The organism is Psychrobacter sp. NPDC078631 (genome assembly GCF_050268165.1).
Lineage (GTDB): Bacteria > Pseudomonadota > Gammaproteobacteria > Pseudomonadales > Moraxellaceae > Psychrobacter.
In genome coordinates, this window is sequence record NZ_JBNNGG010000001.1 from 186,409 (window position 1) to 210,517 (window position 24,109).

Consider the following 24,109-nt stretch of genomic DNA (forward strand, 5'->3'; position numbering starts at 1 on the left):
AAATAGTAGTGAAAACAAAGGCTGCTACCCATCAATGCTATCTATAAGCTAGTAGTCTTTTCTAAGCTAGTAGACCTATAAGGCTGTAGACACAGAGTGCTAAAGCCGACACTATAGATAACCAGTCATAAAATTAAAGTAGTAAACCATTAATTGCAGATAACTGCTATAAGTTTATTCACCGGTCAGACTTGACGATCGTTATCGTTGATAAGATTGTGCCGCGTGAGCTGATAGGACGTAAAGATGATAAAGCAGCCTTCAACTCGAGCATTCAAGGGTCTCATGATGCAGCGTGACACAGCCATAATCCAAAACGATAGTAATAACCCAAGTACATATCCAGCAACGCCGCGTAAAAATTTTAGACGTTCAGCACTGTGCACTGCGCTTGCGACCAGTTTGTTCGGTATGGCACCTGCGGCAATGGCAGATACCATTAATAATGTAAACGATACGGCTGTCACCAACTCATCTGCTACTGAGCAAACTGACGGTAATCAAACGCTTAGTAACCAGACTAACAATAGTCAAACTGCGAATGATCAGGCATCTATCAAGCAGTCAGCTACATTGTCCGATGACGACACTCAGCTAGATATGGCTTTAGATGCGCTACGTCTAAAAAAAGCAGTAGAGCAAGGCATCATCGATCAGTCAGTATTGGACGACTATAGCGAACAGAGCTTGGGCATTAAAAAGCCTAACTCGACAAAATCGGGCTCTCAAAACGCAACTTCTCAAAACAAAAATACTCAAAATCTAGAGAGTTTCCCTGATAGTCCAAGTACTTCATATAATCCAAATAACGCTCAATCAATCGCTTCCAATGATGACCTGTTGCAACAAGCAACCGAGATACAGCAGCAAGGCTATCAAATGATGACGCCTGAGCAGATCGATCGTGAGCTAGCGGCAATGGATGCGCAGAATGCTCAAGATATTGATAGTATCAATATTAGCAATAATGACAGTGACTTTGATGCGCCAATCGCTACGTTAGATGACACAACATCACCAATTGGTCTCGATGTAGAGCTAGATGCGACAAACTTGCCCGCGCCTAGCAATCTTGATACGTTGGGTAGAAATGAAACAACGCAAGAACAGGCGAGCACAGCTGAAGGGATGTCACGTCCGATTGAGGTAAGTGGCGCTGTTAGCAATGAAGATGTCGCTAGGAATGAAGCTACTGTTAAGAATGAAAATAGCCTGACGACTGACGATAGTAGTGATGAGGTGATAGCTGGTACGAATGCGCCTGCCAATATAGAAGGTGCGACAACAGATATTATCAATCCTAATGACTATCTACCAGGTTATCAGAATGATACTCAGGCCGTCGATCAAAGTATCGAACAAGCCAATAGACCACGGCCACGCGCGCGCAATAGAGGTAATATCGTGACGCGTCTTTACAATCGTTTTTTCAACGACGGTGGCGTGGTTGCTTTGCCAAATGTAGAAACAACTATTTATCTAGAGCAAGTATCCGCTGAAGACTCTCCTAACGGTAAGGCTCAACTGATTGAAGCTGATAATGATATTCAGCCGATGAAAAACATCAAAGCAGCACTGGATGATACTTCCGTTCAGTCGGTTATTGACTTTACTGCGGCATTGCCACGTTTGCGCGAAACAGCACAGAATGCTGCTAAAGCCGTTGGTTACTATGAGGTCGAGCTGCGTTTGACCCAGCCTGATCGCGATACAGTCAATGTGGTGATTGAAGAGCTAGGCGAGCCGGTACTGGTAGATAGCCGTATTATTGAGATTCGCGGTGAGGGCAGTGAGCAGGAAGAGTTTGCATCGCTTGAGGCAGACTTGCTGCCGCAAGAAGGTGATATTTTTAATCACCGTGTCTACAAGAGCAGTAAAGCGGCTTTAGAGGCCTTGAGTAATACCTACGGCTACTTTGACCAGTATTGGCTGAACAAATCTGTTGATATCATCTTGCCGGACAATAAAGCAGATGTCTCGTTGGTTTATAACACGGGTGATCGTTACGAGTTTGACGATGTGGTGTTTTTTACCTACGACAAAGAAACCAATACGCTGACCCAAGACCCCGACAAGCTACCAGTAGAGCTTTCATTATTACAACAGCTCTATGGCTTTACGCCGGGTGAGCCGTTTTATCGTCCAGCAGTTACGAAGTTTAGTAACGACTTATCGGCAACTCGTTACTTTAATACGGTCAACGTCGAGTCGATACTACCACCAACTGATAGTAGTGAAGCTGGCACCTTAGCGTTTGACAATGCTGCTACCGAGGGTAACGACACATTAGATGACGACATTAACAATGTAGACAATGATAGCGTCGCAGATCTGAGTAGCAATGATGGCGCAGCTGCCTTAAATGTAACTGCTAGCACTGAAGATACGGTCAATGATAATAGCGACATAGGTGCAGAGAGCGATAATGCTCTGACTGCTAATAGTGGCGAGACGGTCAATGAAGCGGATATCGCTGCTATTGATTTCGAAGCTGATGAAGCCACCCTTGATAAGCTGCAAGCTATCAGACAAAAAGCAGAACGACTAAGTCGCTTGCCAAATGATCGCGTGCTCGATGAAAAAGATCAGGAAGCTGATAATTTATTGGGCAAAATTAGTGATTCAATTAGCAATGTTGCACAAAAGATATTCCCCGACGAAAAGAGTCTGATTGCTGATGAAAACTTTGTACCGCCAACGCTAGCAGGACGTAAAACGCCGCAAGACGTTGCAGAAAGCAAAAAAGTACCTTTATATGTGTTTGTATACGCGGATAAACCACGTGATGCTCAAGTTGGTCTGGGTTATGGAACAGATACAGGCGTTCGCGCCACCGCAAAAATAGACTATAACTTGCTCAATCGCCAAGGCTACCAAGCAGGGGCAGAAACAGAAGTATCGAGAATCAGCAAAAACGTGGCTGTGTATGCCAGTCGACCATGGAATCATCCGCTCAATGATAAATTAGATGCACGTCTTACTTATGAAGAGGAAGTGATTGACCAAGGCGAAGGCAACTTTGATCTGTCGACCACAACGCTAAAAGCGGCTTTGGCACGTAACATTCGTAGTGACACTGGTTGGAATCGCAGCTACTCTGTGCGTTACCGCTTGGATGAGCTTGAGACGGGGGTTGATGGAGCAGCACTAGATGATCTGCCTATCCGCTTTACCTCTTCAAGTCCGAAACAGCGCGCGCTATTGTTTGGCTATGGTATGAATAAAACAGATACTGACAATGCTACCAATCCAACGCAAGGTATGCGCCAGTACTACTCAATCGAGGCTGGCACTGATAGCGCATTCAGTGATACCGATATGGCGATTATTCGCGCAGGCGTTAGTGGTATCTATAGCTTTGGCGAAGACAAAAAACATCAAGTCTTAGGTAGTGCCAATGCAGGTTATATCTGGGCGGATGATTTTTACGATGTGCCTTATAAGTTGCGTTTCTTTGCAGGTGGCGATCAGAGTATCCGCGGTTATGACTACGAGAGCTTGTCACCATTAGACAAAGGCTATCTAACGGGCGGGCAGGTGCTAGCGGTCGGTAGTGCTGAGTATAACTATGAATTTAAACCAGGTTTCCGTGGCGCATTCTTCACTGATGTCGGTAATGCCTATGACAAAGATTTTGATACTGAGACAAAAGTCGGCGTTGGTGTCGGTATCCGCTGGGCATCGCCTGTAGGAATGGTGCGCGTCGATGTGGCTGCTGGCGTAACCGAGGAAAGCATTCCAGTACGACTACACTTCTTTATTGGTTCACCGTTATAATCGCTTAATGTAGTAGTTCCAAATGTTTAGTAGCTCCAAATGTTCTAATTATCACTTATCGTACCGATTGCTGGTCTTCATTTTTTAACGTAGTTGAGTGTCATGCTGACAGAAAATACCCCGCCTAATAATGCCCCAGATGAAGATCCAGCACAGCGTGATGCCCGTGCCGTTAGGCGTTGGTATCCGTTGTCATTTCTGCTCAAACTGCTGGTGTTGGTGCTTATCGTACTAGCAATTATGTTTGCCATATTCTTTTATGCAGCAGGGACTGACGCTGGTACGAAGTTTATATTAGAAAAAATCAGTGTTGAGACAGGTATTGATTTCAAATACGGACGCGGTAACTTGCGCGATGGTATTTGGGTCACTGATATCGATATTGAAGCGACTGAAGATCTTGAAATATTGGTAGATAAAGCCTATGTAAAAATAGGCTGGCGTGCAGTATTTGCAAAAGAAGTGCATTTAAGCGATGCAGACATTCAAACCATAGAGATCATCAATAAAAAACCGCCTACTGGTGAACCGTTTGATTATAAAACTTTAAAGTTGCCAGTAAACTTGCGTTTTGATCAAGCAAAAATTAAGAAAATTACTTATAAGCAAGTAACCAAAGATCCTATCGTTATTCAAGATATAACGGCACGTGATCTAACGTGGGTAGGTAGTACGGTAACCGTTGGCCGTGGTGACTTGCAGTATGCTGATATCGTGAAAGTCAGTGCCTTACAAGGAGAGATTGACCTACAGGGCGACTATCCATTAGATTTGAGTGCGATTGCGGAAGTCAGCGCCCTTGAAAAAGCCTATATCGACCCGTTGAATATCTCTGCAACGGGAACGCTTAAACGTACTGTTGGTAAAGTACGCAGTCGTTATAACGATAGCGATGTGAGAGGCGACTTTGTAGTGCAAGGGTTGGATGCGGGTGCGCCGTTTGATGCAAAGCTACAGTGGGATGATATTCTTATCCCTTACGCTGATAGTCAAAACATTCGCCTACAAAGCGGTACAGCCACAGCTTCTGGTGTCATCTCTGAGATACGGCTGCGTATCAATACTGAATTGACCGCCAAAGATATTCCATCAGGTCATTACCAAGGCCGCGCTGTTATCGCCAACAGTCAGCTACGTATAGATCGCCTAGATGCTGACGTGCCAGCGGGACGTTTGGCATTACAAGGTATTTTAGATTGGAAAGACAGCTTTGAGGCCACAGTGCGTGCGACGGGTAGCAACTTTAATATTCGCCAAGCTATTCCGGCTGAGTATACTGACTTTAAAGCTTATGCCCCGCAAACTCTAAACGGTAGGCTGTCATTGCGTTATCAGCAGCAGAATGCTACTGGTAATACGCAGATCGATGCAGATTTGCGTCAGCGCGATGGTGAGCATATCAATGCCAATATGGTCCGTGGTAAAACCTCTGCTAAATCTAAGCAAGTCGCGCCTTGGTATATCGATACTAACTGGAAAAACTTAACCCGCCGCAACGTACCCAATATTGGCAATATCGACAGTCCTAGTGGGCAGGCAGACGTTATCGTTCGTGGTTCGACCTTATCAGTCGATGCCAATGCCGTTATTAATGAGCTAAATGCTGCCCCCAAGGGCAACTATGATCTACGTATACGTAAGGCTGGTGATGTCATAGATATCAATCGTCTTAATTATAACGGCATTGTAGGAGACTTATCCGGCACAGGACAGATTCAGTTAGCGAGCAAACAGCGTCCACTGACATGGCAGATTGATGCCAGTACCAAAGGTCTACTCCCTAAGAAATATCGTAGCGATTTACCGCTTGAGCGCCTAACAGGTAGTATAAGTGCGCGTGGTCGACTGCTAAACATCACTAAAAATGGTGTCAGCGGACAGCGTCATGTGATTACTTTAAACAATACAGATATGCAAGCGCAGCTCGATGCGACGCAAGCAGATCGTGCTATCGGTATTACTGGTGCTGGCGATGCCAGTGTCGATATCGTAGGTGGTGAGCTGTCGGTGTTCGATGCGCGTTTTGATGGTCGGATTGATACAGCAGATGTACCACAAGGCCGTCTGTCTATCGATGCTGCGGGTACGCCAAAGCTGATTAGTATTCGTAAGCTAAACTATAAAGGTGAAGCGGGCGCAGTTGATGCGAAAGGGGTCATAGACTTACGCAAAAATATCGGCTGGAATATAGATGGTCGTTTTGACCAGTTCAACTTGGGTTATTTTTTACCCAATAATCCAGCGATAATCGCAGGCGATCTAAAAACCAGTGGCGAGTGGCAAAATGCGCCAAAAAACAGCAAAAACACCGCAGGGACATTGCAACGCTTTGCCGTAAATTTCAACGGCATATTGGATGCTGAGCAATTGCCAGCAGGTAAGCTGAATATAGAAGCCAGTGGTGACAGTCAGCTGATCCGTATCAATCGTTTCCGTCATGTGGGTGCGGCAGGTAGTATCGATGCCAGCGGTACCGTTGATGTGCGTCAAGGCATTGCGTGGGATATCAAGGCAGTGATGGATCGTTTTAACATTGGTTATTTCCTAAAAGATACCCCAAGCCTTATCACTGGTACGATTGATACAGATGGCCGCTGGAGTGACACACAGCAGATTGTCAATATTAAACAAGTCAATCTGAATGGCATGCTAAAAGGTCAGCAACTGAGTGCCAAAGGCAGCCTATCAGCGAAGATGCGTTTGCCTAAAGATTTAGCAAGTTACTTCAAACAACTTCAGACCCAAGATGCCCAAGCGCAATACAAGCAAGTAAATGCTTTGATTGATAGCCTAAATGCTAATAACCTTGTGCTGCGTTGGGGTGACAACTATGTCACAGCTAACGGCAATGCCAAGCAGCTACAAACCAAAATTAATATCACCAGTCTAGACCAACTATCTAGCCAACTGGCTGGTAAAGTCACTGGCGGTGCCACGCTGTCTCAACCGGCTGGACAAGCACTGCCTACTATTTATATTGATTTGGTCGGTGAAAGACTCGCGCTACCTGGCTTTATATTGCGTCAAGGCCGTGTACGCGGCAAGTTAGTCAACTTAGCCAATAGCCCAAGCCAGTTAATCGTGACGGCTGAAGGTCTAGATGCTGCTGGTCAAAGTTTCGATAGTGTTAAAGCGTCTTTTAATGGTACCGAAAAGTCTCATGTGGTCGATCTAAATGTGGCCAATAAGCAACTCGATGTTGGTGCTAGGCTAAAAGGTGGTTTTGATCGAGACAGGCTAAGCTGGTCAGGTGTCATTGGAAAAGGCCGCATTAAATCTAAATATGCGACTTTGAATCAATTGCAACCTGCACAGCTGATTGTGAATTTACCTTACAATCAGGGTGGTGAGAACCGTGATCTAAAAGTACAGCTTGCCGCTCACTGCTGGCAGGCCACGGATCAAACCGGCAAGCTTTGTCTACGTGAAAAACTAGTAGCATCGCCGGACCAAGGTGAAGTCAATGTAGCGTTGCAGAATTTAGATACGTCGTTATTCTCAGTGTTCTTGCCAGAAGATATTGACTGGAATGGTAAGATTAATGGTAAAGCAATCGTCGGATGGCAACGTGGTCGTCCGCCAACTATCAATACCACGCTATATTCAGATAACGGCAAGATTGGCCTCGTTCAAGATGGCGAGAGCACATCAATGACTTTGCCATACAAGCGTGTCTCTCTCATTGCTCTGTCTGTACCTGAGGGTATCAAGCTGCGTACCGATATCAATACTGGACGCGGTGCGCGTGGCTATGCTGAAGTGATCGTTGATCCTTATAAAGACCCTAAACCAATCTCCGGTGCATTGGTACTGAACGAGCTTGATCTTGCGATATTTAAGCCATTCTTCCCTGGTATGCGCGTCCTAAGAGGTAACGTCACAATGGCGGGTGGCCTAGGTGGCACCTTAACCAAACCACAGTTCTATGGCGACGTAAAACTCTCTGACGGCCGTATAGCCATGCTTGATTTGCCAGTAAATCTGTCCAAAGTAAATGCGGCAGCCAAAATCCGCGGCACGCAAGCGACCATTGATGGCACATTCAATAGTGGTACAGGTGAAGGTGAATTGTCAGGGACAGTCAATTGGCAGCAAAAACTGCAGGCCAAATTAAGTATCGTCGGTGAAGGCCTAGTCATTACTCAGCCGCCATTACTGGTTGCTGAAATTGATCCTGATATCGATATTATCGTGCGCCCAGGCGACCGTTATGTTGATATAAAAGGGGCGATCAGTGTGCCGTCTGCGACCATTCGTCCGCCTGAAGCCAGCGAAGATATCATCACTCAAACTGAAGATGCAGTGGTACTAGATCGTCGTTTGATTGGTAATATCGATGAAGTACTGGCTATCTCAAAACCTTGGTCAATCAATGCTGATATCGGTGTTGATTTGGGCGATGATATCAACTTCCGTGGTTTTGGCGCCGTCATTCCATTGGCAGGTGCGATTAATGTTACGCAGAATGGTACAGGTATCATGCGTGCCAGAGGTGTTGTACAGGTCTCACGCCGTACCAATATCAATGCCTTTGGCCAAAGCCTAGAGCTGAATTATGGTCAAGTGCGTTTCAATGGCGATGTGATGAAGCCGAGCTTGAGTATTGAAGCGGCAAAAACAATTAATGGCAAAACAGTTGGTCTGCGTGTCAAAGGAACGACTGAAAGCCCCAATATTATCGTCTTTAACAATGCAGGACTGACCCAACAACAAGCTATGAACGCGTTGGTGACAGGTCGCATCGATAATAAGAGTGCGACGCAAATCAGTGAGCAAGGGTTTAAGTCGCAAGTGACCAATAATCTGGCTGCTGCTGGTTTAAGCTTCGGTCTGAGTGGCACTCGTAGCCTGACCAATCAAATCGGGCAAGCGTTCGGTTTGCAGAGCCTGACAGTCGATGCCTCAGGTAGCAGCGAAGATACTAATGTCAACGTCACAGGTTATGTGACCCCTGATTTATACATTCGCTATGGTGTGGGTGTTTTCAATGCGCAAAACAGCCTTTCTGTTCGTTATCAATTGACACGCCGCATCTATGTGGAAGCAAGCTCAGCAGCTGAAAATGCAGTAGATGTGGTCTATAGTTGGCAGTTCTAAATTGTTTATTTAGAGGACGACTGTTTTCTAATTGATGTCAGCTGAGAGAGCTTTTGAAATTATTTTTAAGTTGTATAACCTATAAAAAAACGCCTTCATTATGAGGCGTTTTTTTATAGAAGGATTGAAAAAGGTGTCACTGAAATAGACGTTACTTGGTTAGAATCAAGCGATTGTTGCGAGTTAGGCGTAGTCGATACTCTTCGCCTTCATGCTCGATACGTACCTCTTTGGTTAGTGCAAATAGATGTTGTGATTGCAAAGTAGGTAGACGGTTTTCACGACAGTTTAAATAACGAGAGATGACCATGCTCATAGTAAATTCCTTTTGAAAAAAAGTGGCTTAAAAAATTGGCTAACCATAGCGTAATTGTTTTTAACGATAATAATTATCATTTAGATTTGATAAATTTGCAAGGCAATTGATAAAATAAAATGCAGTTATTATGTAAACTTATCTAAGTTCACTGTCATAAATCATCTCGAATGAGTATTTTATCTATATAAATTAATAAGTTAGGTAATAAATTTAAATAAATCATCTAGCCTATAAAAACTATTAAATTATCAAAAATAATCAGAGTAAATACCGAAATAAAGGATATAAGTATGTTGAATGGGTCAAATCAACAATCAGAGACGAAGCCGGAAAGTAAGACAAATAGTAAGGAGAAAACTAACAAACCTAGCATTGTAAATGTTGCAGTGGCTGTCATTCATTATAAAAATCAGTATTTGCTTGGGTTTCGAGATGCTACTCAGCATCAGGGAAATCGTTATGAGTTCGTCGGCGGAAAGATAGAGGCGAATGAGTCAGCAGCGCAGGCGTTGATAAGAGAAGTGGCGGAAGAGACGGGTATCCTGTTTGATGATAATACTATCGTTAAGCTTGGGCGTTTGCATCATGATTATGGCGATAAGCAGGTCAGCTTACAGGTTTATAAGATTGAGCTGACAGCAGAGCAGTACGAGCAGCATAGACACTGTGAACAAGGTTTAGAAGGGCAGGCATTAACTTGGGTAAGCAAATCACAGCTTTTAGCAGGAGCGTATCATCTGCCCGCTGCTAATAAGACAATACTTGAATGGTTGAAGCTCCCATCGAAGATAACGATTACTTATCCTCTAGCACATTTTGGCACATACACTGATGCAGCAGCGGCATGGCTACAGTATCACCAAGAAAATTTAGCATCAGAGTCGTGGGTATATATCCGCTTGAAGGACATAAATTCTAAGCATCTTGCTGAACAATTGATAACGACACGTCCAGATATTTTAGCGATTTTACCTAATGGTAATGAGCAACTTTTAGATGTTGAGGGCTCACTAACCGCTAATGAGACAGAGATTAGCCAGCAAATAGTTGCTAAGCATTTAACACAAACGGCACTGATGCAATGCTTTGATGAGGATGGCAGTTCTACAGCTCTTATACAGTCGTTATCTAAAGACTATCCGCTTATCGTCAGCTGCCATGACATCGCGAGTATAACGGCAGCCAACAAACTTGCTAGCATGCGCATACAGAATGCATTACCACCAGTGATTGGTACTTTCGTATCGCCTGTGCTCGCTACCCAAACGCATCCTGACGATACACCGCTTGGTTGGGAAGCATGGTCAGCATTAGCAGAGTTAGCGGATATGCCTGTCATTGGGTTAGGTGGTCTGGAGCCTGCTATGCTCAATCAAGCATTACAGTATGGCGGTATCAGTGTGGCAGGCATTCGTCAGTTTATATAATCCGCATGACTCAAGGAGTCTATCTACAATCTATAGTTTCATTTGCCTGAATGTGACCCGTATTAGACGTGCGTATTAAGCTTAGTAAGTTCAAATAACTGATTTTTAACTTAGTTATCCAGCAAGTAACTGTGTGGTTATGATGTGTTCAAACAACACTCAAACCCCATAGTTACTTACAAACCGTTGCGTTTTCCTACATTGCACTACTGTTTTAATAGTCCAGTTGTCCTTAATATATATTGCATATCTACGATACGTTGATCTTATTTCTATAGACGAGTGACTGATCAAAAGTAATGCTCAAAATACAATAATAAAAAAGCTTTTGTAGAGTCAAGTTTTGCATAAATAACTTATACCAAAGCAAATGGCTTTTAGAAAACGAGACCAAATAGATGCCGTACATACAGCCTTTTTAACAATCACTATTTAAGAATGGTACTCCTATGAAAACCAATAAGTTACCTGAGTCAGCATGGACTGATTCACAGGCAGCTGGTTCTCAACTTCAGCAGCCTAAGCAATCGCTCAATGACAATGAATATGGCGATGATACACAACAGACAAACCAAGCTAGTAACGATGCTAGCTATAATCACGACAGCTCGAATGGCGAATATTCGCACCATCTGGCAAAAAACACGTCTTCGCAAGACAGCTATTTTGGATACAAAAGCGCCGACAAAAGCCTTAGGGCAAAAGAGTCAGCTATGAGTAACAATGAGATAAGCAAAGATCTAAAAAATAGCAATGAGGACAATCATGACGTGGCTGGTGGCTACAGATCATCTGGCTATAAGTCAGCGCGAAATAAGCAGCCACAAAAGCTAAATGAAGATGAACCATTAATGTCGGGACTGTTAGAGGATCAAATAGATAATCTAAACAGTGGTTCTGAACAGGCTGTCGACGCTGAGAAAATCAATGATACATCAGCAAATAATTCATCCTACAAAGAAATACCGGAGCGCATATTTATGAATGGACTGATCAAACATACAGGCATTGCCTTAGCGATTATTATACCGTTAGCAGCGTTCTCAGCCTATGCGGCCACGCCGCCAGTGAACATGGCAACCAACAACACGGCAACTAATGAAATGTCTGATGATGCGATGAGTGAGAAGACCACGACCGATATGCTATCGGTTAAGCCAAATGATATTATTCATAAATCTGCAAGTACGCCAACTACTGTAGATAGCGTAGATCTAAATACCTATGCAGGTACTTGGTATGAAATTGGCCGTTTGCCGATGTATTTCCAGCGCAAGTGTGCTGGTGATGTGACAGCCAATTATGCTCAAAAAGATGACGGCTCAGGAATCACGGTGACTAACAAATGTGTGAGCGAGGACGGTTCAACTATTGTCGCAGAAGGTTTGGCTAAGCCAGTCGATGAAAGCGGCAGCAAACTAAAAGTGACGTTCTTACCGAAGTGGATTCGCTGGATTCCAGTCGGCCGTGCTGATTATTGGGTGCTGGCACGTGATGCAGATTACAAAACCGCGCTAGTAGGGACACCTGATAAAAAATACTTATGGTTACTAGCACGCTCGCCAAATATCAGTCAGGAAACGTATACTAAGTATCGTCAAATTGCTCAGCAGCAAGGTTATGACTTAAAAGAGTTTACATTGACGTCGCAGAGTAATCAAACGGTGAATCTAGCACCATAATAGATGTAACTGAATTTACTGCTTTAATTAAACCATATAGCGATTAGTATTTTATTACGTCTCGAATAAGGCAGCATATATAGCTGCCTTTATTTTTATTACTAGCTGTACATGAGAACTATATATAAGAGCTATATACGAGAGTAAAACCTATTATGCACGCTAGCTAATCGGTTACTACTGGCAAAATGAGGCGTTTTAGGCTAAAATCTAGGCGATTCAAATACTCTAGCTTTAATGACCCATATTGATAGTGGTTGATTATCATATTAGAGTCACCATTTAGAGCATACACGACCTATCTATTTTACACTTCTTCATATTTTATTGATCATACATTACTGACCATAAGGATGTTTCTCGTGAGCAACGCTGATACCTTACGCCAATTACATCAAGACCACTTGAACAACTACAACAATCAAGAGCAACAAGCGATTGAGCTTATGGGGCTACTAAACAAGCTCTATAACAAGCAAGACGTACAAGTGACTTTGTTTGGCGAAACGCTAGACTCTACCTCAGTTGGTCAAATACTTGCTTTACATCAAAAAGTAGCGCTACGCGACCATGGTGCCAAAGCTATCGATATCGCTGATACTCTAGCAATGGTAAAAGTTATCTCAGAAAACACTGATATCCAAGCCACTCGTATCGATGTTGGTCAATTGATTGCTAATGATACGGACTTACAAACCGCTCTACAGTCTATCAACAGCGCTGGTGCTGTAAATGGCGCGACAGATGTTGTGCTGTATGGTTTTGGCCGTATCGGTCGTATTTTGACTCGTCTGCTATTGTCACAAACGTCAAGTGCGAAAGGTCTACAACTAAAAGCGATCGTTGTACGTCCAGCCGCTGCTGGTGACTTGGCTAAACGTATTTCATTGCTTGAGCGTGACTCAATCCATGGTAGATTCTTAGGCGGCATCAGCATCGATGATGATAATAACGGCATGATCGTTAATGGTCGTTTTGTACAAGTTATCTATGCCAAAGACCCAAGCGAAATCGACTATACTGCTTATGGTATCGACAATGCTCTTGTTATTGATAACACAGGTATCTGGAAAGATGAAGCGGGCCTTGGTAAGCACTTACAGTCTACTGGCGTGAAAAAAGTGCTACTAACAGCACCTGCTGGTGGTGATATCAAAAACGTCGTTTATGGCGTGAACAATGACACCGTTGGTGATGATACGATCGTTAGTGCTGCTAGCTGTACGACCAATGCAATTACGCCAACGCTGAATGTACTGAATGATGAGTACGGTATTGTAAATGGTCATGTAGAGACTATTCACTCATTTACCAATGATCAGAACTTGGTTGATAACTATCATAAAGCTGATCGCCGTGGTCGTAGTGCTGTGATGAACATGGTTATTACCAGTACTGGTGCTGCAAAAGCCGTTGGTAAAGCATTGCCAGAATTAAATGGTAAGCTAACGGGTAACGCTATTCGTGTACCAACACCAAACGTCAGCCTAGCAATATTGAACGTGAATCTGAAAACTGCTCCAGCAAGCGCTGATGCGTTAAATGAGTTCTTGCGTAAAATGGCTAACAGCAGTACTTGGCAGTCGCAGATTGCTTATACAGATTCTACAGAAGCGGTGTCAACGGATTTCGTTGGTACGACTCATGTTGGTATTATCGATGCTCAAGCCACTATTTTGACTGACAACCAAGCTATCGTATATGTTTGGTATGACAACGAAGTAGGTTATAGTACTCAGGTATTGCGTTTGGCGACGCAAATGGCTGGAATCAGCTACGCTCAGATTCCAGCATAGATTACTAAATACAGTAGAGCAATAACGTCATACCAAGTATAGTAGCGCTATCGTGTCATAAAAATGGCACTGTAGCAGATGCTACTTTAAATAGCTTGGTAGGACTTTAACTGTCATACTTAAACACCCGATAGTCCGATTGATTATCGGGTGTTATTGTCATAATGGGTACTAAGTAAAAGTAGTCTTTATACAGTGTTCATTTTGACGCAACAACATAGCAAAACCCCAAAATACAACCGTTGGTTGTAACCAGTTTATAGACTGGATTGTGAATTAAGGAACGTAAGATGCGATTTATTGATGAAGCCGTCGTAACGGTAAAAGCAGGTGACGGTGGTAACGGAATCGCCAGTTTTCGCCGAGAGAAGTATGTCCCACGTGGTGGACCTGATGGTGGTGATGGCGGCAAGGGCGGAGATGTGTATGTCATTGCAGAAGACAACACCAACACCTTAGTTGACTATCGTTATACGCGTCGTCATGACGCCATGCGTGCTGAGAACGGCCATAGTAGAAACTGTTCAGGTAAAGGGTCTGATGATCTTTATTTACCAGTACCGGTTGGTACGACGGTAGTTGATACCGAGACAGACGAAGTATTGGGCGATTTGATTGAGATTGGCCAGACACTACTGATTGCCAAAGGTGGTGACGGTGGCCTGGGTAATACCCATTTCAAAAGCTCGACCAACCAAGCGCCGCGTAAAGCGACGTCAGGTTTTGAAGGTGAGCTAAAAGTTCTTAAGTTTGAGCTAAAAGTAGTCGCTGATGTTGGTTTGATTGGTTTGCCGAATGCTGGTAAATCGACCTTTATCCGTCAAGTCTCTGCTGCTAGACCAAAAGTGGCTGATTATCCGTTTACCACGCTAGTACCAAACTTGGGTGTGGTCGATATTGGTCGTCATCGCTCATTTGTGATGGCAGATATTCCTGGTCTTATTGAAGGTGCATCAGAAGGTGCCGGACTTGGTATTCGCTTCTTAAAACATGTTGCGCGTACACGTCGTCTGCTACACTTAGTTGATGTCAAGCCTGTCGATGGTAGCGATCCAGTCGAAAATGCTCGCGTTATCTTAAACGAGCTTGAGCGTTTTTCTCCTGAATTAGCCAACTTACCGCAGATTTTGGTATTAAACAAAATCGATCAGGTCAATGATGAAGATTTGAATGCGCTTTGTACTCATATTGTCGCAGAGCTTGGTTGGACTGGTATGGTCTTCCGTACGGCAACGCTAACTGGTGAAGGCGTTGATGCGGTCAAATATCATCTAATGAATGATATCGAACTTGAGCGTGAGCGTGAAATAGAAGATCCTATCTTCGCTGAAGCACAAAAAGAACGTTTCGAGCGTTTAGAAGCTGAAGTACGTCTTAACACTGAAGCACAGCGTGAAGCATATCGTGCAGCTCGTAAAGCAGCACGTGAAGGCTTGGATGCGTCTGATTTTGACGACGATGACGATGGCGTTGAGGTAATGTACGTTCCTTAAGCTAGTATGCTTGAGCAGTTATACTTGAATTGTGAATTTAATCCCTACAATCAATTTATATGAAAAAAAGGAGTTTATATGGCAGATGACATAGCAAACACGATGGAAGAAGCAAGATTTGTTAAGCAAACTCGAAACTTTGATATTCAGCGCGTTATTGTCAAAATTGGTTCATCATTATTAACCAATAACGGTCGAGGGCTGGATCGTACTGCCATATATGAGTGGGCAAAGCAAATTGCTAAGCTACACAAAAAAGGCGTTGAGGTACTGCTAGTATCATCAGGTGCCGTTGCTGAAGGTGTGGTACGTATGAACCTTGAGGAACGTCCTAAGAAACTAGCAGCACTACAAGCCTGTGCTTCTATTGGTCAAATGGGCTTGATTGAAACATGGTGGTCAGCTTTGATTCAGCATGGCATTCAAAGCTCGCAGCTACTGCTAACTCACGATGATTTGTCTAATCGTAGCCGTTATCTTAATACCACTGGTGCGCTGACACAGTTATTAGAGTGGCGCGTACTACCTGTTATCAACGAAAACGATACCATCACGATTGATGAGATTAAATTTGGCGATAACGATACCTTGGGTGCGATGGCAGCCGCGATGGTTAATGCTGATTTGTACATTATCTTAACCGATCAAGAAGGTGTCTTCACTGATAACCCACGTGATAATCCTGATGCTAAGATGATTCGTCAAGAGCGTGCAATGGCGGATTATTTATTTGATATTGCAGGAGACGGCGGTAAGCTTGGACGCGGTGGTATGTTGACCAAAATCCGTGCTGGACGCCTTGCTGCAATGGGTGGCTGTCCTACCGTTATCGTCAGTGGTGCTATCGATGATGTTATTACTCGTGTGGTATCAGGCGAAGCCGTAGGTACATTGCTAACGACTAATGACGAAGATAAAATCATCGCACGTAAACAGTGGCTAGCAGCGCATCTACGTATGTCAGGTAGCTTAGTCGTCGATGCAGGTGCTGCAAGAGCATTGACTGAGCACAATAGAAGTTTATTGCCAGTGGGTGTTGTAGAAGTGCAGGGCGGATTTGATGAAGGTGATGTGGTAGAAATCATCCATCAAGATACTGGCGAACGTATTGCCGTTGGGCAGGTAAACTTCTCATCGAATGATGCGCGCCGCGTCGCTCGTGAGCGTACTGAACAGTTCGATAAGATTTTTGGCAGTAGCGAAGAACGTGTCGTCATGGTACATCGCGACAATCTTGCATTAACTGTATAGCGCTTTCATATAACCTTTTTTATTCAACTTATTTTATCCAGCATAATATCCATTTATAAATATGGATATTATGCTGTTTTGGAGATTTGTACATGAGTGCTTCAGACGGTAGTAACTCGGTTCAGCAACAGTTTGCACCTTTAAAAAATGATAGATTGCTACGTGCATTACGTTTTGAGCCCATCGATACCACACCGGTATGGATGATGCGCCAAGCTGGTCGCTATTTGCCAGAATATAAGGCCACTCGTGCTGAAGCGGGTGACTTTATGAGCCTGTGCAAAGATACAGACCGTGCTACTGAAGTGACTCTACAGCCATTGCGTCGCTATGACTTAGATGCTGCTATTTTGTTTAGTGATATTCTAACTATCCCTGATGCGATGGGACTAGGCTTGTATTTCGAAACAGGTGAAGGCCCTAAGTTCAAACATCCTATTCGTGAGCAGGCTGATCTTGATAGATTGCCAGTGCTTGAGCCAAACGACTCTCTAGATTATGTCATGCGTGCTGTAACCAGCATTCGTAAAGCATTGAACGGTCAAGTTCCACTATTCGGTTTTTCTGGTAGTCCGTGGACATTGGCTACTTATATGATAGAAGGCGGTAGCTCGAAGGATTATCGTTATACCAAAGGCTTCTTATATAGTAACCCTGATTTTTTACATCAGTTATTAGATAAGCTTGCGACGTCAGTTATTGACTATTTAGATGCCCAAATCGTCGCTGGCGCTCAAATTGTTCAGATATTTGATAGTTGGGGTGGGGCGTTAGGTCATCGTCAATTTATCGAATTTTCACATATTTATAATAAACGTATTGTCGCCGAACTAAAGGAACGTCATCCACAAGTACCTGTAGTGCTATTCACTAAAGGTGGTGGGTTATGGCTTGATATTCAGGCTGACAGCGAAGCAGATGTGCTAGGTCTAGACTGGACGATGCCGATTGATCGTGCGCGTCAAATATTGACTGAGAGTCAGCGTCAGTTGACCAAAAAGCATAAAAAATTGCAAAGCAGCAAAGCCATTCAGGGTAACTTAGATCCAGCGACGTTATACGGGTCGCCTGCAACTATTCGTTCGGAAGTGAACGCCATGCTTGACCGTGCTTACGCTGATGGTGAAAAGACTGGTTACATAGCAAACTTAGGTCATGGTATCACCCAATGGGTTAATCCTGACAATGCCAAAGTGTTTGTGGATGCAGTACACGATTATAAAATTTAACAGTCAGAATATTTAGAGACTGATTCTGTATTTGTGGAGTTGAAAGATTTGTAGAACTGCATGAGTTACAAGCAAATATAGAATCTATCAGTGCATATTTAGTATTTACCAAGAAAAGGGTGTTTTATGATTTCAGCAGCGATCGTCGGTGGTACAGGCTATACGGGTATTGAGCTCATTCGCTTATTATCTGCTCATCCTGAGGTTTCTATTGATTTATTAACTTCTCGTAGCGAAGCTGGCACTCGTGCTGATGAAATCTTCCCAAGCTTACGCGGTGTGTCTGACATCGTTTTTAGCGACTTGGGTGATAATACGCTTGCTGCACTGCAAAAATGTGATGTTGTGTTTTTTGCGACGCCACATGGCGTAGCAATGAAGCAAGCTGAAGCGCTTACCCAAGCTGGCGTTAAGGTCATCGATTTGGCTGCTGACTTTCGTTTGCAGTCATTGACTGACTTTGAGCACTGGTACAAACAGTCACATACTTGTCCTGAATTGTTGAAAACAGCAGTCTACGGCCTACCAGAAATCAATCGTGACAAGCTTGCGAATGCGTTACTAGTAGGCAACCCAGGCTGTTATCCAACCACTGCGATTTTGGGTTTAAAACCAATTATCGAAGCTCAGAATAAGCAAGCAGAGCGTTTGATCGAATCTCGTATTGTAATTGACGCAAAATCTGGTGTATCTGGCGCAGGTCGTCAAGCATCACTTGCACTTAACTATGCTGAGACAACGGATAGCTTTAAAGCTTATAGCGTCGAAGGCCATCGTCATTTACCTGAGATTGAGCAGGGTGTTGCACAGTTATTAGACAGTCAGTTCACGCATCGTATTCGTTTTTTGCCGCATTTAGTACCGATGATTCGTGGCATGCTAAGCTCTATTCATATGGAGCTGACCGATGCTGGTGCTGCTATCGATTGGCAGCAAGCGTTTGAAAATAGCTATGCGTCAGAGTTGTTTGTTGATGTCATGCCAAAGGGGCTTTATCCCGATACGCGTAGTGTTCGCGCTAGTAACCGTCTACGCATTGCGGTACATCAGGACAATGAGCACGCTGAGCTAACGGTTATTGTCGTTCAAGATAATTTAGTCAAAGGTGCTGCTGGGCAGGCTGTGCAAAACATGAATGTGATGTTTGGTTTTGATGAGTCAATGGGGCTGAACTTTGCACCGATTGTTCCTTAATATCAACGACTTCATATTCCAATCATTCACATTTACGGTGCTAGGTATTGATTATAAATTCGGCTATAATGACTTGCCCTTACCCTTAAGAGATACTGTCTAAATGCGTGTTCAGCTCGTACTACGCTTTTGCTCACAGCCAGCACGTCTATCGTGCAAAGACTCGGTTATAGATAGCTTGGAGCGCAAACAGCATTCCTTTAGAAATAATAATGTCCCTATAAGTGGTATTGCTAGCTCACAACGCGGCGCTTCTACATTGGTATTGGCACTGTTCGTTGTAGCCGTATTAGTGACAGCGGTGGTTGGGCTGGTATTCGGTCATAAACTTGGTTACCAACGTGGCCTCCATTCGATGGAAACAGAAGCCAAGCAAGCAATCATCGATAGCACTGAAGCGACACAAGTACTAGAAGATTTGCGCCTTAGCAATAAGATAGCCACTAACCAAGCGGCAACTGCCAAACAAGAACTGGCTATCAGTTTGGCTAATTTAAAAGAACTGCGTGAGAGCCAGCAAGAATTAACAGTAGAAAATAAGCAAGTGTCACAGCTCAATGAGCTATATTCAGATGTCATCCGTGAGAAAGGTGGTATGCCTTTACAGGTATTAGGTGCCAAAATTTCGCCACTACCTGAAAATGCTTTTGAGTATGGTTTTGATATTGGGATGCTCAGTAGCGATGGTCAAGCCAAACGCTTAAGGCCTGTATTGACGCTACTTAACAATGATGACCTTGTAGAGGTGCCACTTGACCCTGCATACCATATGATCGAAGGTATCGTTCGGATACGTGGCCGCTTTGTAATGCCATCAGGCTTTAGACCATTGCAAGCCAAACTGACTTTGCAAGCTGGTGGTCAGAAAGTAGAGCAGTTGTATGACTGGAAGCTCGGTGATAGTGTGGATAACATGCTACCATCGCTCCTAGATTTACCAGAAGTTGATGAAAGTCCTATCGTACCTTAATTACCTCATGTCTTAATGAAATACTCAGTGACGATGCTGTGGTTGAAATCAAAGCACAATGACCTTAATCAGTGGTTGTGCTTTATACCATGCCTCATCGCCTGCCTTAACAACCTCTATCTTAAACTTACCTTATAATTATATTTTGATTATGATGAAAAAAATGATATCACAAGCCACGCCAACGGTTGCTGATTGGCACTTTCCCAATATGCCTGCTTATCGTGCACAAGACGGTGATACCGATGGTGAAACCCCACCGCAAGCAGATGTATTGGTCGCAGAGCCTGAAGTAGCCAAACCGCCCATGTATGCGGTCGTTATGTACAATGACAACTACACGCCGATGGAGTTTGTTGTATACATATTGCAGTCAGAATTTCGTCATAGTATGGATTCTGCGGTCGAGATTATGCTGACTATTCATAATAGCAGCAAAGGTATTGCTGGCATTTATCCCAAAGATATCGCCGAGACTAAGGCCAAAAAAGTAAATAGTCTGGCACATCGTGAAGGTTATCCGTTATTAACTCAAATCGAACCGCATCAAGGCGAGTAAAGCAATTTATTAATTTCTTATACTGATATATGGCTCTATTAAAGCTTTACCTACTGTTCTTTATTTCTAAGTAATCCTTCTCAAAGCTCACCTGTATAGTGAGCTTTTTCGACTTTTCAGTCACCTCTCTTATATATGAACTTTGCCTCTTAAAATAGTTTTATTATCCATAGAGTCTTGATTTTTATAATAAATAACCCTATCTATTAAAATAGCCTGTCCAATAGGCTTAGACTAAGTATCTAAGTTAAACTTGCTAAAACTCTGTTATTTCTAGCTTCTAAGATATCAACTTCTCCTTCTATTTAACCAGTTTTTCAACATTTAATATTCGTTATTAAGGTTGTCGCTACTAGCTTGTAGCACGCTTTGATACATTTTAGTCTGTGTTAATGGATTGACTCCGTCGAAGTATCGTGTTGATATAAAGAAAAGCGGCCATGGATAGTTGTGATTACTGTTGGCTGATAGCGAGATTATAGTATCTAATAAATAGTCTACCGCTCACCTCATTTATTCATGACTTCTAATAATACGAATATAGCCCTTGAACAATACATCTACCGCCCTGATTTACTTACTAACTCATTCATAAAACTATCAATTATAAAGATAGATATAACCGTAGGAAGTTGTTATGTTAAGTCGTCATCTTGAAGTTTCTCTACGTTTAGCAATGACGCTTGCGCGCCAAAAATCGCATGAGTATCTCACTGTTGAACACTTGCTTTTGGCCTTATTAGAAAACACTCATGCTGCCAATACGTTGACTGCTTGTAATGCTAATGTCTCGGCGTTGCGTACTGAGCTTGAGGTTTATATTAATAAACACACGCCAACCATCGATGCTGATACAGAACAGTCACCGCAGCCGACTCAAAGCTTTGATCGTATTTTGCAGCGTGCTATTTTTCACGTGCAGTCGATCGGTGGTGGTCGTTTGGTAGAAGGGTCTGATATTTTGGTCTCTATGTTTTCAGAACATGATACCTATGCTGTCTACCTGCTTAAAAAACAAGGTATCAGTCGCCTTGAGCTAACCCAGTATTTATCACACGGCCAAGATAAAGAAGAGCCTTCTGAATCACGCGGTTCTGCAGGTACTGAGCGCCGTAGTGCCTCTGAAAAGACCAGCAAAGATCCATTGGTTGAATTTGCGACCAATCTAAACCAGCGAGCTGCCGAAGGTAAAACCGATCCTTTGATTGGTCGTGCTTCTGAAATTGAACGTGCTGCCCAAGTACTGTGCCGCCGTCGTAAAAACAACCCATTGCTAGTAGGTGAGCCTGGTGTCGGTAAAACCTCTATTGCTGAAGGTTTGGCATGGTTAATCATTAACGACAAAGCACCGAAGCCACTTAACGGTTGCGTGATTTATAGCCTTGATATCGGTTCACTGATTGCGGGAACTAAGTATCGCGGTGACTTTGAAAAACGCATGAAGTCATTGCTTGATGCACTAAAGAAAAAACCAAATGCTATTCTTTTCATCGATGAGATTCATATGATTATTGGTGCTGGTTCGTCTATGAGCAGCAATATGGATGTGTCTAATTTGATTAAGCCTGCACTTGCCAACGGTGAGCTACGTTGTATCGGTTCAACCACATTTACTGAGTATCGCCAAGTATTTGAAAAAGACCATGCATTGTCGCGTCGTTTCCAAAAAATCGATGTCAAAGAACCAAGCGTGGATGACACCATCGATATCCTACGCGGTCTGAAACCTCGTTATGAAGAATTCCATAATGTTGAGTATACGGATGAAGCGTTGGTCACAGCGGTACAGTTGTCAGCCAAACATATTCATGAGCGTTTTTTACCTGACAAAGCCATTGACGTGATTGACGAAGCAGGTGCGTATAAGCGCTTAGGTGTGGTACCTGATGTCGATGATATCGAAGCGGAAGAAAGTTTCATTGCTGATTTAGAGCAAGATTTTGATGCGCAGATTGATGCTGATATCGATGGTGATACAGATAATGAAATGCAGGATGAAGCAGCGACTGCGAAAGCAAGCGATAGTGCCAAATCAGCAGATGGTGTGAAATTATCAAAAGGTCAAAAGCCACCGATGAAAATCGATGTGGCTGATATTGAAGCTATTATTGCTAAACTAGCACGTATTCCACCCAAATCTGTATCGAGTGATGACAAGAGTATCCTTGAACACTTAGATCGAGATCTAAAGCACTTGGTATTTGGTCAAGATGAGGCGATTGCTACGTTGGCCGATGCTATCAAGCTATCACGTGCAGGATTAAAAGCGCCAGATAAGCCAATCGGTTCATTTATGTTTGCAGGTCCAACTGGTGTGGGTAAAACAGAAGTATCACGTCAGCTAGCGAACCTGTTAGGTGTAGAATTGGTACGCTTTGATATGTCAGAGTACATGGAAGCGCACACGGCATCACGCTTGATTGGCGCGCCTCCAGGTTATGTTGGCTATGATCAAGGTGGTTTGCTCACCGAAAAAATCAATCAGCATCCACATTGTGTGTTGTTGCTTGATGAGATTGAAAAGGCGCATCCAGATGTCTTCAACTTGTTACTACAAGTAATGGATCATGGTACATTGACCGATAACAATGGTCGTGTAGCAATCTTTAAGCAAGTCATCGTTATTATGACAACGAACGTTGGTGCTGATAGTATCAGTCGCTCGTCAATGGGCTTTACTCAACAAGACCATAGTCGTGATAATACAGAATCACTGAAACGTGTCTTCACGCCAGAGTTCCGTAATCGCTTAGACGCTATAATTCAGTTCAACCCTCTAGATACGTCAGTTGTTGTATCAGTTGTCGATAAGTTCTTGGTTGAATTACAAGTACAGCTTGATGATAAGCAAGTAACGTTAGAGATTGATGATGATGTACGTGATTACTTGGCGGATAAAGGCTATGACCGTCTAATGGGTGCACGTCCAATGCAGCGTCTGATTCAAGATGAAATCAAAAAACCATTGGCAAGTATGATTTTGTTTGGTGATTTGGTTAATGGCGGTGTCGTACATCTGACTTTAGAGCCTAAAGTCGATGATTCTCAAGATAATGATACGATGAAGCTCGATAAGGTGTCAGACAAAGGCTCAGCTGATAGTCGTATTATTCTGACAGTCGTTGAAACTCACGAACCACATCCTGATTCTGAGTCTCTAGCCAGCTAAGTTGTTGGTGTTAATATGACAAAAACGGCTACTGTATTACTGCGGTAGCCGTTTTTTTATTGCTATAATTCATCAACAAAGCTCATATCATTTTTTGTTAGTATGATTATTTACAGTAAGCTGGCTTTAACAAAACTATTGAACTT

Annotated in this window: 13 protein-coding genes; 12 read left to right on the top strand and 1 reads right to left on the bottom strand. The window is 43.3% G+C overall.

The window, feature by feature from the left end:
* The first annotated feature begins 246 nt into the window (after nt 1-246).
* Both ACQKCP_RS00760 and ACQKCP_RS00765 read left to right on the top strand, forming a co-directional pair.
* A complete protein-coding gene (locus ACQKCP_RS00760) occupies nt 247-3,777 on the top strand; it encodes an autotransporter assembly complex protein TamA (protein ID WP_427610917.1) in 3,531 nt (1,176 codons plus the stop codon).
* Nucleotides 3,778-3,879: 102 nt separating this feature from the next.
* Complete coding sequence (locus tag ACQKCP_RS00765) at nt 3,880-8,874, top strand: translocation/assembly module TamB domain-containing protein (protein WP_427610918.1); 4,995 nt, start codon at nt 3,880-3,882, stop codon at nt 8,872-8,874.
* Nucleotides 8,875-9,025: 151 nt separating this feature from the next.
* On the opposite strand, the gene hemP is transcribed toward ACQKCP_RS00765, so the two are convergent.
* Nucleotides 9,026-9,184, bottom strand: a complete 159-nt coding sequence (gene hemP / locus ACQKCP_RS00770) for a hemin uptake protein HemP (protein ID WP_227672156.1) — start codon at nt 9,182-9,184, stop codon at nt 9,026-9,028.
* Nucleotides 9,185-9,483: 299 nt separating this feature from the next.
* Between hemP and ACQKCP_RS00775 the strand changes: the two genes are divergently transcribed.
* The 10 genes from ACQKCP_RS00775 (at nt 9,484) to clpA (ending at nt 23,963) form a co-directional block, all read left to right on the top strand.
* Complete coding sequence (locus tag ACQKCP_RS00775; RefSeq protein ID WP_427610919.1) at nt 9,484-10,620, top strand: NUDIX domain-containing protein; 1,137 nt, start codon at nt 9,484-9,486, stop codon at nt 10,618-10,620.
* 449 nt (nt 10,621-11,069) lie between these two features.
* On the top strand, nt 11,070-12,302 hold the full coding sequence (locus ACQKCP_RS00780) for a lipocalin family protein (RefSeq protein ID WP_427610920.1): 1,233 nt from the start codon (nt 11,070-11,072) through the stop codon (nt 12,300-12,302).
* Nucleotides 12,303-12,655: 353 nt separating this feature from the next.
* A complete protein-coding gene (locus ACQKCP_RS00785; RefSeq protein WP_427610921.1) occupies nt 12,656-14,098 on the top strand; it encodes a glyceraldehyde-3-phosphate dehydrogenase in 1,443 nt (480 codons plus the stop codon).
* 290 nt (nt 14,099-14,388) lie between these two features.
* Nucleotides 14,389-15,591 (top strand): Obg family GTPase CgtA, encoded by a 1,203-nt coding sequence (gene cgtA, locus ACQKCP_RS00790; protein WP_427610922.1) that lies wholly within the window; start codon nt 14,389-14,391, stop codon nt 15,589-15,591.
* A 78-nt stretch (nt 15,592-15,669) separates the two neighbouring features.
* Nucleotides 15,670-16,842, top strand: coding sequence for a glutamate 5-kinase (proB, locus tag ACQKCP_RS00795; RefSeq protein WP_057759177.1), 1,173 nt, complete (start codon nt 15,670-15,672; stop codon nt 16,840-16,842).
* Between the two features lie 92 nt (nt 16,843-16,934).
* Nucleotides 16,935-18,071, top strand: coding sequence for a uroporphyrinogen decarboxylase (hemE, locus tag ACQKCP_RS00800; RefSeq protein ID WP_427610923.1), 1,137 nt, complete (start codon nt 16,935-16,937; stop codon nt 18,069-18,071).
* Nucleotides 18,072-18,197: 126 nt separating this feature from the next.
* Nucleotides 18,198-19,265: an N-acetyl-gamma-glutamyl-phosphate reductase gene (gene argC / locus ACQKCP_RS00805; RefSeq protein WP_427610924.1), complete on the top strand. Its 1,068-nt coding sequence runs from the start codon at nt 18,198-18,200 to the stop codon at nt 19,263-19,265.
* Nucleotides 19,266-19,368: 103 nt separating this feature from the next.
* On the top strand, nt 19,369-20,235 hold the full coding sequence (locus ACQKCP_RS00810) for a hypothetical protein (RefSeq protein WP_427610925.1): 867 nt from the start codon (nt 19,369-19,371) through the stop codon (nt 20,233-20,235).
* A gap of 163 nt (nt 20,236-20,398) precedes the next feature.
* Nucleotides 20,399-20,794, top strand: coding sequence for an ATP-dependent Clp protease adaptor ClpS (locus tag ACQKCP_RS00815; RefSeq protein ID WP_427610926.1), 396 nt, complete (start codon nt 20,399-20,401; stop codon nt 20,792-20,794).
* Nucleotides 20,795-21,431: 637 nt separating this feature from the next.
* On the top strand, nt 21,432-23,963 hold the full coding sequence (clpA, locus tag ACQKCP_RS00820; RefSeq protein ID WP_427610927.1) for an ATP-dependent Clp protease ATP-binding subunit ClpA: 2,532 nt from the start codon (nt 21,432-21,434) through the stop codon (nt 23,961-23,963).
* The last annotated feature ends 146 nt before the right edge of the window (nt 23,964-24,109 follow it).